Origin of the sequence: Actinoalloteichus sp. GBA129-24, from assembly GCF_001941645.1 — a bacterium.
GTDB classification, from domain to species: domain Bacteria; phylum Actinomycetota; class Actinomycetes; order Mycobacteriales; family Pseudonocardiaceae; genus Actinoalloteichus_A; species Actinoalloteichus_A fjordicus.
Window position 1 is genome coordinate 1,849,076 of the sequence record NZ_CP016077.1, and the last position, 14,950, is coordinate 1,864,025.

Consider the following 14,950-nt stretch of genomic DNA (forward strand, 5'->3'; position numbering starts at 1 on the left):
CGGTGTCCGCTCGGGCGTCTCCGGTACACGTGGACGGGAGGTCGGACCCGCCCCCGACGGGTCCGACCTCCCGGAAGGACGCGGCAGCGGGCGGCACACGGCCGACCGCCCCCGCTCACGTTGTCGTACAAAACAGTGCCGTGATGTGAATCACAAGTCAACGCGGCCGTTCGGGTGATGCGGCGGCGCCGTCAGCTCGCGTAAGCGCGCAGCCGCTCAGCGCGGTCGCCCTGCCGGAGCTTGGCCATCACCTCACGCTCGATCTGGCGAACCCGCTCTCGCGAGAGGCCGAAGCTGCGGCCGATCTGGTCGAGAGTGCGCGGCTGGCCGTCGTCGAGGCCATAGCGAAGCCGGATCACATGCTGTTCACGGTCGTCCAGCGTGCCAAGGACACGGCGAAGGTCGTCCTGGAGCAGCCCGGAGATCACCGAGTTCTCTGCGTCGGTGGCCTCGGAGTCCTCGATGAAGTCGCCGAGCGGCGCGTCCTCCTCGGCCCCGACCGGCATGTCCAGGCTCACCGGGTCACGCGAGTGGTCGAGCAGGTCGCCGACCTTGTGCGCGGGAATACCGGACTCCTCGCTCAACTCGTCGTGCGTCGCCTCGCGGCCGAGTCGCTGATGCAGGTCCCGCTTGATCCTGGCGAGCTTGTTCACCTGTTCGACGAGGTGAACGGGCAGCCGGATGGTCCGGCCCTGGTCCGCCATGCCTCGGGTGATCGCCTGCCGGATCCACCAGGTCGCGTAGGTGGAGAACTTGAAGCCCTTGGTGTAGTCGAACTTCTCGACGGCCCGGATCAGGCCGAGGTTGCCCTCCTGGATCAGGTCGAGCAGAGGCATGCCTCGGCCGGTGTAGCGCTTGGCGAGGCTGACGACCAGCCGGAGGTTGGCCTCCAACAGGTGGTTCTTCGCTCGGTGACCGTCCCGCACGAGCGCCCGCAGGTCGGTCCGCCGCGCCGGGGAGAGGCGCTTCGCGGTGTCCAGCATGTGCTGGGCGAAGACGCCTGCCTCGATCCGCTTGGCGAGGTCGACCTCCTGCTGAGCGGTGAGTAGCGCTGTTCTGCCGATCCCGTTGAGGTACACCCGTACGAGGTCGGCGGCGGGGCCCTGTGCGTCGAGGTCGGCCTCGGCGTAGGCTTCGGCGGTAGGGATGGTCTGCGGGATGGTCATGGACTTCCCTCCCTGTCACGGGATGTCGGCAAACTGTGGCAGGACGCCGCAGCGTTGGAGCGCCGCGGAGCGCCTTGCCAGGGCGCCGGTTGATCGGGTCGTGGATTCGGAACGTCGGCTATATGGCAAACGTGCTCAGGGCTGGATTCGTTCCCGAGCCGCACAGTGAGAAGACGTCGTCGTCATCACAGCGGTTGCTCGTCCGTGCCTGAGGATCGCCTGAGAGAAAGTTCTGACCGTGGCCGAGCGTCGGGTCGTCGAGCCCCGCCTGGGCCCCTAGATCTCGACGATGACGGTGAACGGTCCGTCGTTCACACTTTCCACCGCCATGGCGGCGCCGAACCGGCCCGTCTCCACTCGGGCGCCGCGTCGTCGCAGTTCAGCGATTACCCCATCGACCAGCGGCCGTGCCTGTTCCGGCCCGGCCGCAGCGCTCCACGAGGGTCTGCGGCCCTTCCTGGTCTCTCCGTAGAGGGTGAACTGACTGACGACCAGCAGTGGCGCGCGGGTGTCCGCGCAGGATCGTTCGCCGTCCAGGATTCGGAGTTCGTGAAGCTTCGTCGCCATCGTGACCGATCGCGAAATGTCATCCGTGTGGGTTACACCGAGCAGGACGAGCAGACCAGGCTCGTCGAGCGCTCCCACCACCTCGTCGCCCACCCGAACCGTCGCCAGGGTGACCCTCGACACCACCGCGCGCACCGCGCACCCCTCTCGTCACTTCGGTCGGCGATCGCCCTGTCCGCGGGGCGGACGCGGCCTCGGGCAGGCCGCCCGATCGGTCGGATTACCTCGACCACGTCGGACGGCCGTCCTCCGGGGCTTCCGGCGCCGCTTTAGGCCGCGTCGGCCTGACGGTGGTAGCTGTCCACGTACTCCTGGCCCGACAACTCGAGGATGCGGTAGACGACCTCGTCGGTCACCGAGCGTTGAATCGGAACCGACGTCGCCATTCCGTCGTAGCGGGAGAAGTCCATCGCCGGGCCGAACCGCACGGTGACCGGCCTGATCCTCGGCAGCCGCCTGCCGATCGGCTGGACCTGTTCGGTGCCGCTCAACGCGACGGGGACGACCGGGGCTCCGGTGCTCAAGGCCAGTCGACCCACCCCGGTACGTCCTCGATACATCCTGCCGTCGCTGGACCGGGTCCCCTCGGGATAGATCGCGAAGGCCCCGCCGTCGCGGAGGACCTGCTCGGCCTGGTCGAGTGCGTCCTTGGCGGCCCGTCCGTTGCCGCGCCGCACCGGGATGTGACCGAGGCTGCCGAGAAACCACTTCCGCAGCCTGCCGCCCACGCTCGTGGTCTCGAAGTACTCGGCCTTGGCGAGGATCGAGACGCGGCGCGGCACGACCAGCGGGATGATCAGGCTGTCGATGACGGAGAGGTGGTTGCTGGCCAGGATCACCCGACCGGTGGTCGGGATGTTCTCCAGCCCCTCGATCCGAGGACGGAACACCCACCGCAGCAGCGGCGCGAGCACGCCCTTCGTCAGCCCGTAGAGCACCTGATCTCTCCTTCAGTCCTCGGTCCTGATCGTCGGCATCGGCGCCGCCGGGAATCGACCCTCGATCTTCACCCAAGTCGAGTCCCTCGTGCGTCCCGTCGCCGGTGACGTGCGTCACGACGTGGTCCGGTCTGACCCGTGGGCTGCCGGAGTGGCACGATGGCGGCTGAAGCAGGGGTGATGACCGTGAGCGCATCCGACCAGGACGACGGCCCGATTCTGATCACTGAGGCGGCTCCGTCTCATGAGGCCGAGCACGCCAGACGACGGCGAAAATACTCGATCATGATGTCGGTACGGCTGGCCTGTGTGATCGCCGCGGCCCTGACTTATCAGATCTGGTGGCTCGCCCTCGGATTCCTGCTGCTCTCCATCCCGCTGCCGTGGATGGCCGTGCTGATCGCGAACGACGCGCCGCCGCGAAAGCGGGAGGACGTGAACCGGTTCCGTCGGACGGCCCGCGAGGTGGAGGGCACGAGCCACCCGGTGATCGACTCCGCCGACTGAGCAGCAGGCCGAGCCTGCACCCCGACCACGTGCCCCGGGCGCCGACTGCCGAGGACTTGCCGGAGTGCGGTCCGGCACCAGCAGCCGGACCGCAGCCTGCTCCCGCGTCTGCCGCGATGCCGACCCTGGCGGGCCGCGTCGTCGAATCAGGCGACGGCCTCGTCGACGCACGGCATCGCGGCAGTACCTCGAGACCTCGGATCTCGGTCAGGCCAGGATCGCAGGCGTCCTCGCCACGTTCGTGAGCCAGGACTGGAGCCGGTCCTCCCAGTCCACCGTGTCGAACTCGGTGTGACTCAGCGAGAAGTCGCCCATGGTCGTCTCGCCCCGAGCCGTGGTGTCCTCGCTCTTGCTCACCCGAACCCGCTTGTCGACCTCGACCACCACCTGGAGGTCCTGCGCTCGGGCGACGAACGTCAACTCGACGTCGTGCAGGTGCTCGACGAACTCCATCGGCGGCTCGTACTCGATCTCCTGGATGAACGGAAGCTGTTGTTCCACGCCGCGGAGCGAGTTGTACTCCAGGTCGGCGGCCTTGGGCACGAAGCCGATGTTGGTCATCGCGTCGAGAATGCGCTGCTGAGAGGGCAGCGGCGTCACCACGATCGGCGCGATCGCCACCGCATCGACGAACGTCCTGACCAGGTCGGCCTCGGCGCGGATGCCCACCGCCATTCCGCTGAGGTAGCCGCTTCGGCTGATCGTGATGGGCGTCTCCCAGGGAAGGACGATCTCGAAGGGCACCATCACCGACTCACCGGGCGCGATCGTGCGCCGGTTGCCGATCTCGACCTTGGTGAGGGGAAGCGTGACGGTGGGATGCGCTGCGGGATCGAGCGTGCTGTTCTCCGCCATGTGGACCTCGGCGACGAGGTCGACGGACAGCGAGCCCAGCTCCTGGGCGGTCTGGCCGCCCAGGAGCAGGACCCCGCCCTGCACGGTCTCGCCCGGGGCGACCTCCGGTACCGAGGGCAGTACCTCGACGGTCGCCCCACCGTGTCCGAACGTGGCCAGCACCTTCTTGAGCATGGAATCCCCTCCGCCTGCGTGGGCCGCCCCGACCTCGCCGTCGGCCCTTGCCGGGCGCGATCTTCTCATCCCCCGATCGGATGAGGGAGGGTGAGCTGCGAGATCGACGCCTGATCGACGACGGGAACCGCGCGGCAGGCAGGTGGCTGCGGGGGAGGACGCCGACGTCAGGCCGTCGAGCAGGCGGCGGCCGGCGGCTGGGCGCCGATCTGCCGGACCGCGCTGCTGCCCATGTCGACCCCCGCCCGCAGGGCGTCGTCCGGTGCCGCGCCCCGCAGCCAGCTGCTCAGGAAGCCCGCATTGAAGGCGTCGCCTGCGCCGGTGGAGTCCACGCACTCGACCGAAGGCGCCTCGACGGAGACCTGTCGGTCGGCGTCGATCCAGGTCGCTCCGGTCTCGCCGGTCGTGACCACCACGGCGCCGACCTGATCGAGCAGCGCGCGGGCGGACTCGGGTTCGGTGGAGCCCGTCAATGCCGCCAGCTCGTCGGTGTTGGGCAACAGGAGATCGACGCCTGCGATGGCGGCGAGGAAGTCCTCGGTCCCCTGGGCCCGTAACAACGCCCCCGCCTGGGGATCCACCGAGGTGGTCAGGCCTGCTGCCCTGGCTGCCCGTAGTGCGGCCACGCCTGCCGGACGAGACGTGCGATCCAGCAGCAGGTAACCCGACAGGTGCAGATGTGCGGGCTTAGGGCCTGCGGCGCCGTCGAGCAGCCCCGGATCGAGGTCATCGGGGGAGACTCGGGCACTGGCGCCCCGGTCGGGCAGCATGGTGCGCTGGCCGGAGGCGTCGACCAGCACGACGACGCAGCAGGTCGCCGCAGCCGGGTCCACGGTGAAGGCACACCGCACGCCCGCCGCCGTCAGCTCCGCCGCCACCTGCCTGCCCGCCGAATCGTCGCCGACCCTGGCGACCAGCAGCGGTTCCACGTCGCAGCGGGCCAGCCACACCGAGGTGTTCGCGCCTGCGCCGCCTGCCGTGAGCCTGACCTGGGCCCTCGTGTCGCCGCCCGTGGCGAGCGGCTCTCGATGCGAGGCGACCACGTCCAGTCCGGCGTCGCCGACGACGACCACGCGGGGCTGGATCGTCATGGCGAATCCGTGAGGGCTACGGCGACCGCCGCCGCCAGCTCGGCGTTGGAGACCACGAGCTCCTCATTGGCGTCGAGGCTGACGCCCTCGCTCGCGTCGTGGAAGTGTTCCAGGAGCACGGGCGTCACGTCCTTGCCGTGCACGCCTCGCTGGGCGAGCAGCTCCAGGCCGCTGCGCAGCAGCTCCTCGTGCAGGCTCTGCGGCATCTCGTGCACGGCGGGGATCGGGTTGGCCAACACCACGCCCGCGCGGCCGGAGACCGACGATCGGTGGGCCGCCACGACGGCCGCCGCCGCTTCAGGGCTGTCCACCCGCCACGGCGAGGGCAGGCCGGAGTCGCGCAGGTAGAAGGCAGGGAAGTTGTCGGTGCGGTACGACAGCACGGGCACCGAACGGCTCTCCAGCACCTCCAGGGTCGCCGGGATGTCCAGGATCGACTTCACTCCCGAGCAGACCACCGTCACCGGTGTGGACGCCAGCACGTCGAGGTCGGCCGAGACGTCCCAGCTCGTCTCCGCGCCACGATGCACACCGCCCATGCCGCCGGTCGCGAACAGGGTGATGCCCGCCGCGTGGGCGAGCGCGGCAGTGCTGGCCACCGTCGTCGCCCCGCTGCCGCGCAGGCCCAGTGCGGGACCCAGGTCACGGCGGGACAGTTTGACCAGGTCGGCGGCAGGGTCGCAGACCCGGTCCAGCTCTGAGTCGGACAGCCCGATCCTGGCCACGCCGTCGAGCACCGCGATGGTCGCGGGTGCCGCGCCGACGGTGCGGATCACCGATTCCAGCCGGGCTGCGACTGCTCTGTTCCGACCTGCGGGCAGGCCGTGCGCGAGCAGGGTGCTCTCCAGTGCCACCACGCCCCGTCCCTGCGCGAGGGCGTCGGCGACCTCCTCATTCACGACCAGTTGCCTCGGTGTCACAACGCCTCCTGTAGTCCGTGGCCGGTTGCCTGGGGCATCATGGACGATGTGAGTACTCCGACGCAGACGCTCCCCGATGTCGACACCCGCCCGGAAGGCGTCGACACGACCAGCGACGACACGCCGAAGATGTTCCACTACGTGCGCAAAGCCAAGATCACCGAGAGCGCGGTGACCGGCACGCACGTGGTGGCGCTGTGTGGTGAGGTGTTTCCCGTCACTCGATCGCCGAAGCCCGGTTCGCCGGTGTGCCCGGACTGCAAGAAGGTCTTCGAGTCGCTGCCGCCCGGCGGCAAGGACTGACTCACCCGGACCGGACTCGGCCCGTCGTCGCGGCCCGGCTGCCACGCAGGTGGTGACACGTCGCAGCAGGGGTTTCGGCCGGGCGACGGCGTCTCCGACCCACGTCAGGGCGCACGGTCTCCGGGGTCGACCCGTCTCGTGGCCGTAGTGGAACCCGGCTCCGTTGTGCCGTCCGCAACGGAGGGCTCGGTGTCGACCGGGTCCGCAACGGCGGCCCGCGCAGCGATGACGTCTGTGGAGGCGGGCGCGGCCTGCGTCGGCACCGCATCGAGGGACGTCTCCTCGGCCGGCACGGTGCCGAGCGGCCCGGCCGTCCGTCCCGCCTCGACCCGATCGCTCGTGTCGCCACTCACAGCGGTCGCCGAACCGCCTGCTCCCGGCGCGCGGTCGCCCGACTCGCCTTGTCGCGACGTCGCCTGCTCCATCTCCCACGGCCCTGGTACGCGATGCCGTCGGCGCCAGGCCTGCCTGCCTCGTTCCAGCCGCAGCCGGGTCGTGACGCGGTCGAACTGTTCCTGTCGTCTGCGCTGCCGTTCTCGATGCGTGGGAGGGGGCGGCCACAACTCGTCGATGCCCGCGTTGACATGCGCGCCGAGGACGATGGCGAAGCCGAGGAAGAACGTGAAGAGGAGGAAGGCGATCGGCGCGCTCAGCGCTCCGTAGCTGTAGCCGGTGTCGGAGACCCAGGCGATGTAGCGACGGAGCACGACCCCGGCGGCGAGGAAGACCACCACGGCCAGCACGGCGCCGGGCAGCCCTCGGTGCCACGGCGGCTTGCGCGGCAGGGCGACCTTGTAGAGCGTCGTGATCGTGAGGGTGAGCAGCAGTCCGGCGATCGGGTAGTACATCCAGTCGCCAAGCCGGTTGATCCCCGGCTGCCACGAGTCCGGCAGCAGAGAGATGAGCAGATCGGGTCCGAGCGCCAGCACCGGCAGCGTGATCATCGCCATGAACAGGCCCGCCACGTAGAGCAGGAGCGCGACCATCCGCTGCCAGACGGGATTGCGGACGTCGTACTGCTGATAGGCGACGGTGACGGCGTCGATATAGGACGCCATCGCCGACGAGCCTGCCCACAGCGAGGTCAGGAAGCCCAGCGAGACGATGCCGCCCCTGCCCTGGGTCAGGATGTCCGTGACGGTCGGGGCGATGATCTCCTCGACGAGCGTCGGACTGAAGACGTGTGCACAGAACGCGAGGATCTGGGCCTGGACCTCCGCGACGACCTCGGGGCCGAACCAGCCGCCGACGAATCCGATGCTGCCGAGCACGCCGAGCAGCAGCGGCGGCAGGGACAGCGTCGACCAGAACGCGGCTTCGGCCGCCTCCGCGCCGATGTCGTCCTCCCAGGCTCGGCGCAGCGTCCGTCGGGACAGCGTGGCGAGTCGGGTACGTCCTCGGGCGGTCCCGTCGCGTTGCTGCTCAGCGTCGGTGTCGTCGACCTGGTCCATGGTGATGTCCAGGATGGTTCATCGACTGTCTCCGCCGATCACCGGCCGTCCGCTCGGCGAGTCGCCGACCGTGCGATGGCTGCGTGGTGGCGGCCGGACGACACCGTAGACGGGTAAACTGCCGGCTGCCCTCTTCGAGATCCCGACGCCGTCGCGGGAGTCTCCGTCACGAGGGCCTTCGTCTGTCCGCAGTCGGACTCGCCCGCCCAGCAAGGAGGTGCAGCACCTCGTGGCTCACTCGCCGTCGGACGGCCTCGTCGTCTCCTCGACCATGGATCCGCCGGTTGCGGCCGATCCGCGTGAGCGGCCGTTGCGCGCCTGGCAGCGCCGGGCGATCACCCGGTATCTCCGGGATTCACCGCAGGACTTCACGGTGGTGGCGACTCCGGGAGCAGGCAAGACCACCTTCGGTCTGCGCATCGCCGCCGAGCTGCTCGCCGATCGCGTGATCGAGCGGGTCACCGTGGTGACTCCGACGGAGCACCTGAAGCATCAGTGGGCCCAGTCCGCCGCCTCGGCGGGGATCGCGATGGACTCCTCATTCCGCAACGCGGCCGGGGCCAGCTCGGCGGACCTCGACGGCGTCGCGGTCACCTACGCCCAGGTCGCGGCCCATCCGACGCTGCACCGGGTGCGCACCGAGCGGCGCAAGACGCTGGTGATCCTCGACGAGATCCACCACGCGGGCGACGCCAAGTCCTGGGGCGACGCCGTCCGGGAGGCCTTCACCCCGGCGGCTCGACGGCTCGGCCTGACCGGGACCCCGTTCCGCAGCGACGACACGCCGATCCCGTTCATCACCTACGAACCGGACGGCGAGGGCTCCCCGCGCAGCAAGGCCGATCACTCCTACGGGTACGCCGAGGCGCTGCGCGACGGCGTGGTCCGGCCGGTGCTGTTCCTCGCCTACTCGGGTGAGGCTCGCTGGCGTACCAGTGCGGGGGACGAGTACGTCGCCCGGCTCGGGGAGCCGTTGAGCGCCGAGGAGACCGCTCGCGCCTGGCGTACCGCGCTCGACCCGGCGGGGGAATGGATTCCCGCCGTGTTGCAGGCAGCGGACACCCGGCTCTCCCAGCTCCGGGCAGGCGGGATGCCGGACGCGGGCGCCCTGGTGATCGCCTCGGATCACGTCTCGGCGAAGGCCTACGCGAAGATTCTCGCCACCATGACGGGGGTCGAGCCCGTGGTCGTGCTGTCCGACGATCCGCAGGCCTCCAGCCGGATCGGCGAGTTCTCCCTCTCCGACGACCGGTGGATGGTCGCGGTGCGGATGGTCAGCGAGGGCGTCGACGTCCCCAGGCTCGCGGTGGGTGTGTACGCCACGAGCGCCTCGACGCCGCTGTTCTTCGCACAGGCGATCGGTCGGTTCGTCCGGGCTCGCAAGCCCAAGGCGGGTCCGCCGGGGGCCAGGGAGACGGCGAGCGTGTTCCTGCCCAGCGTCCCGGTGCTGCTGGACCTGGCCAGCGAGCTCGAGGCCCAGCGGGATCACGTCATCGGCAAGCCGCATCGGGAGAAGAACGGCTGGGACGATGAACTGCTGGCCGAGGCCAACCGGCAGCGCGACGAGCCCGGCGAGGAGGAGAAGGCGTTCACCTCCCTCGGCGCCGAGGCAGAGCTGGATCAGCTCATCTACGACGGTTCGTCGTTCGGGACGGCCGCCTTCGCCGCGACCTCCGATGAGGAGGACTACCTGGGGCTGCCGGGACTGCTCGAACCGGATCAGGTCCGGGCTCTGCTGCGGCAGCGGCAGGAACAGCAGCTCGACGCCGCCGCCGCCCGTCAGGCTCAGAAGGCGGCGGCCCCGGCTCCCGCGGCGCCTGCGCGAAGCCGGAACACGACGGAGCGGCTCGCCGAACTGCGCAAGGAACTGAACACACTGGTCGCCCTGTATCACCACCGGACCAAGAAGCCGCACGGGGCGATCCACAACCAGCTGCGCAAGTACTGCGGCGGACCGCCGACCGCGATGGCCACCATCGATCAGCTCGAAGAGCGCATCGCGACTCTGCGTTCCTGGTGAGTCGCGGCGGCACTGTCTTCGCCTCCTGACGCTGTCGCCTCCTGACCGTGCGCGCCGACGGTCGACGGCCGGTGTTCGAGCCGGTGCCGATGTTCGGTGCGGTCGCGAGACTGCGAGTCGGCGTGCGACGGCGGTCAACGGGACCAGTCTGACCGCCGGGATTCCCGCCGAGCGCGTCGAAGAGCCGAGCCGTCTCCCCTGAGCCGGGTCGGGGGAGACGGCTGCCGCCTGCCGATTCAGCGCGGGCGCGAGGCAGACCGCCGTTTCGGTGCTGGTGGATCAGCGGGCGGCGATGGGGCGCGCGGTGAACAGGTAGTTGCGGTGCTGCTCGGTGACCTGCTCGGTCTTCCGCCAGCCGTCCTCCCACACGTAGGGGACGTAGTCCAGGGTCGCGAGCCTGGCCACGAGATCTTCGGCGCGGTGCTCGAACTTGGCCAGATGCCGGTCCTCGATCTCCAGCAGCAGTGCGGGCCGGTTCTCCTTGAGCACGCGGCCTGCTCCGTCCAGCAGGGCCAGTTCCGCGCCTTCGACGTCGGCCTTGATGAAATGGACCTCGGACAGACCCTCACGCGCGCACAGTTCGTCGACGGTGGTCACAGGCACTCGGATCGGCCGGTTGGACGCGAACTCCGCGTTCGGGCCGTGGTTCTTGGCGCCGGTGGTGAGGAAGGCACGTCCGTGCACCGGCAGCCCGTTGCGGCGCGGCAGGCTGAGCACACCGGCGCCGGAGTCCGCGCCGACGGCGGTCGCGTGGACCTGGGCGTTGCGTGCGCCGAGCCCGCGCAACGCCACCCGCAGGGCCTTGACGAGGCTCGGCTGCGGTTCGACGGTGTGCACCACACCCTGGGCACCCACGAGTCGCAGCAGCTGATAGGTGTAGAGACCGTACTCCGCTCCGATGTCCAGGCAGGTGTCTCCCGGGCGGACGACCGCGTCGAGACCGAGGATCTCCTTCTCCACGAAGGACGTCCGGCCCGCGAACCACCGCAGCACTCTGACGAGGTTTCTCGTCCGGCCGTTCACGAAGGCGCCGGAGTTCTCCGGCAGGGGCGGGACCGGCCGCAGGCGGGGTGCTGGGTCACTCAATCTGGTCTCCGGAGTCTCGCTGCCGAACGCATCTGGAGGAAGCAGGGTGTCGGGCCCGCCGTGTGCGGGGCTGCTGCGGACCGTACGGAGAGCGTAGGCGACGTGCCTCCGCCGCATGGTCGTCCGGCGCAACTGTCGTGTCCTGGTTGTGCGGTTCGACCCCAACTGGGTGAGTCGCGTCCGCTGATCGCGTCGAGTTTTGCCAGATCGTGATCTGACTTCGCCAGATTGCTGGCACGTACGTGTTCCCTATCACTCGTTCGGGGGTTACGTTGTGGCGCACAACATTTCCCCACCCTCAGTGCAGGATCTGCTGCGCTCGGTACTCGACGAAGAGAAGGGGAGGCCATGCGCGTCAGGAGCATGTTGGCCTTGACCAGCGGATTGGTTCTCGTCCTCGCAGGCTGCGGGGCAAACCAGGCGTCCGAGACGCCCGAGGACACCGGTTCGACCGGCGGCGGAGCGGCGGACACCGGCCTGGTGGTCGGCGTCATCCTGCCCGACACGGAGAGCTCCGCCCGGTGGGAGGGCTTCGACAAGCCGTATCTGGAGAGCGCCTTCGCCGAGGCAGGCGTGGAGGCCGACGTCCAGAACGCTCAGGGAGACATCCAGCGGTTCTCCACGATCGCCGATCAGATGATCCAGCGCGGAGTCGACGTCCTCGCACTGACCAACCTCAGCAACGAGAGCGGCGCGGCCGTCCAGCAGCGGGCCGAGGCCGCGGGCATTCCCACCATCGACTACGACCGGCTCACCCTCGGCGGCAACGCCCAGTACTACGTGTCCTTCGACAACACCCAGGTCGGCAGGCTGCAGGGTGAGGGCCTCGTCGAGTGTCTCGGTGACCAGTCTGGTGCGCAGATCATCGAGATCCAGGGCTCGCCGACCGACAGCAACGCGACCCTCTTCCAGGAGGGGCAGCGCGAGATCCTCCAGCCGCTGTACGACTCGGGCGAGTACGAACTGGTCCAGAGCCAGCCGATCGACCAGTGGGAGAACCAGGTCGGCGGCCGGACCTTCCAGCAGATCCTCACCAGCAACGGCGGCGAGGTCGACGGTGTCGTGGCCGCCAACGACGGCCTGGCGGGCGCGGTGATCACGGTCCTCCAGCAGGCGGGTCTGGCGGGCGAGGTGCCGGTCACTGGCCAGGACGCCTCACCGGAGGGACTGCGGTCCATCCTGCTCGGCGACCAGTGCATGACCGTCTACAAGCCGGTCTTCACCGAGGCGCAGGCCCTGGTCGACCTGGCCGTTCCGCTGGCCCAGGGCGATACCGAGGCCGCCGACGCGTTGGCCTCCGACGTCAGCACGGACACCGAGGGAGATCGTGAGGTCGCCTCGGTGCTGCTCGACCCGGTCCTGGTCACCAGCGAGAACGTCCAGCAGGTCGTCGACGACGAATGGGTGTCGGTCGAGGACCTCTGCGCGGGCGAGGTGGCCGACGCCTGCTCCGAGCAGGGCATCTCCTGATCCGTCCTCAATCCTCGCCGGAGGCCGCGACGCGCGGCCTCCGGCGGCTTCCCTCACGGCTCGAAAGGTGTGTCGGCGTGGCCGAAGGCGATCCGATCCTGGAACTTCGCGCGGTAAACAAGAGCTTCGGACCCGTGCACGTCCTGCACGACGTGGACTTCGTCGTCCGTCCCGGCCAGGTCACGGCGCTGGTCGGCGACAACGGCGCGGGCAAGTCGACGCTGATCAAGTCCATCGCGGGCATCCACCCCATCGATTCCGGCGAGATCCTCTTCGACGGCAGGCCGGTGCGGATCAACGATCCGAAGGACGCGGCCGAGCTGGGCATCGAGGTCGTCTATCAGGACCTCGCGCTGGCCGACAACCTCGACATCGTGCAGAACATGTTCCTCGGCCGCGAGCGGCTGCGCGGCGGCCTGCTCGACGAGGCGGACATGGAGAAGGCCGCGCGCAGCACGCTGTCGGCTCTCTCGGTGCGCACCGTGTCCTCGGTCCGTACGCCGGTGGCCTCGCTGTCCGGCGGTCAGCGCCAGACCGTCGCCATCGCCAAGGCGGTGCTCTGGGAGAGCCGGGTCGTGCTGCTCGACGAGCCGACCGCCGCCCTCGGCGTCGCCCAGACCCGCCAAGTGCTCGATCTGGTCCGCAGGCTCGCCGAACAGGGTCTCGGCGTCGTCCTGATCAGCCACAACCTCAACGACGTCTTCGAGGTCGCCGACCGGGTCGCCACCCTGTACCTGGGCAGGCTCGTCGCGGAGCTGCCGGTCAAGGAGACGAACAACAGCCAGGTGGTCGAGCTGATCACCGCAGGACGATCCGGCGACATCGGACTGCGTCGCCCGGAGAACGTCGCGCTCTGAATCTCAGCCTGCCGGACGCGGGTCGTCGACCCGCGAGCCTGCCTCGCCACTCGACCACGGCAGCGCCGCCAGCGCGGCGCCCTCATCGCGCAAGGATGACGACATGACAGAGGGCTCAGCCTCCTCGTCTACCAGCCCGGCCTCGACCACGACGGACCAGCCAGCCGAGGGCTTCGGCATCGACACCACCCGACGGGACACCGCAGGGGCGCTGCGTGACTATGTCTCCCGGCTGCGCGGCGGCCAGCTCGGTGCGCTGCCCGCCTTACTCGGACTGGCCACGCTCTTCGTCGTCTTCGCGCTGCTCTCGGACCGATTCCTGACCCTGGGCAACCTCGCGAACCTGCTCAGCCAGGGCGCGGGCACCGCGGTGATCGCCATGGGCCTGGTGTTCGTCCTGCTGATGGGCGACATCGATCTGTCTGCGGGCACCGCCTCCGGAGTGGCCGCCTCCGTGATGGCCCTGCACCTCGTCGAGGGCGGCAACCTGCTCGGTGCCATGGGCGGCACCGTCTTCGCCGTCTTCTGCGGCGGGCTGGTCGTCGCCGCCGTACTCGCCCTGGTGATGCGGGTCTGGGCAGGCGCGGCCATGGCGATCCTCGGGCTGCTCCTGGTCCTGCTGGGCGTGCCTGCCAACCCGTGGCTGGAGATGCTGCTCGCGATCTGCGTCGGCGCCGCCATCGGCTGCATCACCGGCTTCCTCGTCGCCCGCGTCGGCATCCCGGCGTTCGTGGTGACCCTGGCGCTGTTCCTCGCCTGGGGCGGCGTGGTCCTTCAGCTGATCGGCCAGGGCGGCACGCTGGGGCTGCGCAACGACGTGATGTTCTCGGTGGCCAACGGGAACCTGCCGATCTGGGGAAGCTGGCTGCTCTTCGTCCTCGCAGCGGGCGGATACTCGGCGCTGCTGCTCATCCGCCACTTCAACCGGCTTCGTCATGATCTCGTCGCCCAGCCCACGCCGCTGGTGCTGACGCGAGTGGGCGCCGTGCTCGCTCTCGGCGCGTCGGCCACCTGGCTGCTGACGATCAACCGGTCCAACAGCGAGACCATCCAGATCGCAGGCGTTCCCTACGTCGTGCCGATCGTGCTGGTGCTGCTCGTCCTCGGCACCTTCGTCCTGGACCGCACCCGGTACGGCAGGCACCTCTACGCCATCGGTGGGAACCGGGAGGCCGCGCGACGGGCGGGCATCGACGTCGCGAAGCTGCGAATGAGCGTGTTCGTGGTGTGCTCCACCGTCGCCGCCGTCGGCGCGATCATCTATTCCTCGAAGGTCGGCTCGGTCGATCCCCAGGCAGGCGGCGGGAACACCCTGCTCTTCGCCGTCGGTGCGGCCGTGATCGGCGGAACCTCGCTGTTCGGCGGCAAGGGCCGGGTCCGTGACGCCGTCATCGGCGGTGCCGTCATCGCCACCATCGACAACGGCCTGGGCCTCCTCGGCCAGTCGGCGGCCATGGTCTCCATCGTGACCGGCCTGGTACTGCTGCTCGCCGCCAGCGTCGACGCCGTCTCCCGTCGACGAGCCGCCGCCGTGGGGCGGTAGTC

The 14,950-nt window shown here is 69.6% G+C and carries 14 protein-coding genes; 6 read left to right on the plus strand and 8 right to left on the minus strand.

The window, feature by feature from the left end:
• Nucleotides 1–191: 191 nt before the first annotated feature.
• From UA75_RS08395 to UA75_RS08405, 3 genes are all read right to left on the minus strand, one after another.
• Nucleotides 192–1,166: a sigma-70 family RNA polymerase sigma factor gene (locus tag UA75_RS08395; RefSeq protein ID WP_075739770.1), complete on the minus strand. Its 975-nt coding sequence runs from the start codon at nt 1,164–1,166 to the stop codon at nt 192–194.
• 276 nt (nt 1,167–1,442) lie between these two features.
• Nucleotides 1,443–1,868: a D-aminoacyl-tRNA deacylase gene (gene dtd / locus UA75_RS08400; protein WP_075739771.1), complete on the minus strand. Its 426-nt coding sequence runs from the start codon at nt 1,866–1,868 to the stop codon at nt 1,443–1,445.
• Between the two features lie 134 nt (nt 1,869–2,002).
• A complete protein-coding gene (locus tag UA75_RS08405; RefSeq protein ID WP_075739772.1) occupies nt 2,003–2,671 on the minus strand; it encodes a lysophospholipid acyltransferase family protein in 669 nt (222 codons plus the stop codon).
• 180 nt (nt 2,672–2,851) lie between these two features.
• Here UA75_RS08405 and UA75_RS08410 point away from each other — a divergent pair, with 180 nt between their 5' ends.
• Complete coding sequence (locus UA75_RS08410) at nt 2,852–3,178, plus strand: DUF3099 domain-containing protein (protein ID WP_075739773.1); 327 nt, start codon at nt 2,852–2,854, stop codon at nt 3,176–3,178.
• Between the two features lie 207 nt (nt 3,179–3,385).
• On the opposite strand, the gene UA75_RS08415 is transcribed toward UA75_RS08410, so the two are convergent.
• The 3 genes from UA75_RS08415 to UA75_RS08425 all read right to left on the minus strand — a co-directional run bounded on the left by UA75_RS08415 (nt 3,386) and on the right by UA75_RS08425 (nt 6,218).
• Entirely contained in the window at nt 3,386–4,207 is an 822-nt protein-coding gene (locus UA75_RS08415; RefSeq protein WP_075739774.1) for a sporulation protein, read from the minus strand.
• Between the two features lie 167 nt (nt 4,208–4,374).
• Nucleotides 4,375–5,298: a carbohydrate kinase family protein gene (locus UA75_RS08420; RefSeq protein ID WP_075739775.1), complete on the minus strand. Its 924-nt coding sequence runs from the start codon at nt 5,296–5,298 to the stop codon at nt 4,375–4,377.
• Nucleotides 5,295–6,218 (minus strand): pseudouridine-5'-phosphate glycosidase, encoded by a 924-nt coding sequence (locus tag UA75_RS08425; protein ID WP_075739776.1) that lies wholly within the window; start codon nt 6,216–6,218, stop codon nt 5,295–5,297. Before UA75_RS08425 ends, UA75_RS08420 begins: the two co-directional genes overlap by 4 nt.
• 39 nt (nt 6,219–6,257) lie before the next feature.
• Between UA75_RS08425 and UA75_RS08430 the strand changes: the two genes are divergently transcribed.
• Entirely contained in the window at nt 6,258–6,521 is a 264-nt protein-coding gene (locus UA75_RS08430; protein ID WP_075739777.1) for a DUF3039 domain-containing protein, read from the plus strand.
• Between the two features lie 104 nt (nt 6,522–6,625).
• Here UA75_RS08430 and UA75_RS08435 read toward each other — a convergent pair whose 3' ends face one another.
• Complete coding sequence (locus UA75_RS08435; RefSeq protein WP_075739778.1) at nt 6,626–7,972, minus strand: YihY/virulence factor BrkB family protein; 1,347 nt, start codon at nt 7,970–7,972, stop codon at nt 6,626–6,628.
• A 271-nt stretch (nt 7,973–8,243) separates the two neighbouring features.
• Between UA75_RS08435 and UA75_RS08440 the strand changes: the two genes are divergently transcribed.
• Entirely contained in the window at nt 8,244–9,992 is a 1,749-nt protein-coding gene (locus UA75_RS08440; protein WP_075743555.1) for a DEAD/DEAH box helicase, read from the plus strand.
• 279 nt (nt 9,993–10,271) lie between these two features.
• On the opposite strand, the gene UA75_RS08445 is transcribed toward UA75_RS08440, so the two are convergent.
• On the minus strand, nt 10,272–11,078 hold the full coding sequence (locus tag UA75_RS08445; RefSeq protein WP_198042967.1) for an FkbM family methyltransferase: 807 nt from the start codon (nt 11,076–11,078) through the stop codon (nt 10,272–10,274).
• Nucleotides 11,079–11,426: 348 nt separating this feature from the next.
• Between UA75_RS08445 and UA75_RS08450 the strand changes: the two genes are divergently transcribed.
• From UA75_RS08450 to UA75_RS08460, 3 genes are all read left to right on the plus strand, one after another.
• The gene (locus tag UA75_RS08450; RefSeq protein WP_075739779.1) at nt 11,427–12,548 is read left to right on the plus strand and encodes a sugar ABC transporter substrate-binding protein; all 1,122 of its coding nucleotides are present in this window, start codon (nt 11,427–11,429) and stop codon (nt 12,546–12,548) included.
• A 77-nt stretch (nt 12,549–12,625) separates the two neighbouring features.
• Nucleotides 12,626–13,405 carry an ATP-binding cassette domain-containing protein gene (locus tag UA75_RS08455; RefSeq protein WP_075739780.1) on the plus strand — a complete coding sequence of 260 codons (780 nt, stop codon included), beginning with the start codon at nt 12,626–12,628 and terminating at the stop codon, nt 13,403–13,405.
• Between the two features lie 103 nt (nt 13,406–13,508).
• Complete coding sequence (locus UA75_RS08460; RefSeq protein WP_083683027.1) at nt 13,509–14,948, plus strand: sugar ABC transporter permease; 1,440 nt, start codon at nt 13,509–13,511, stop codon at nt 14,946–14,948.
• The last annotated feature ends 2 nt before the right edge of the window (nt 14,949–14,950 follow it).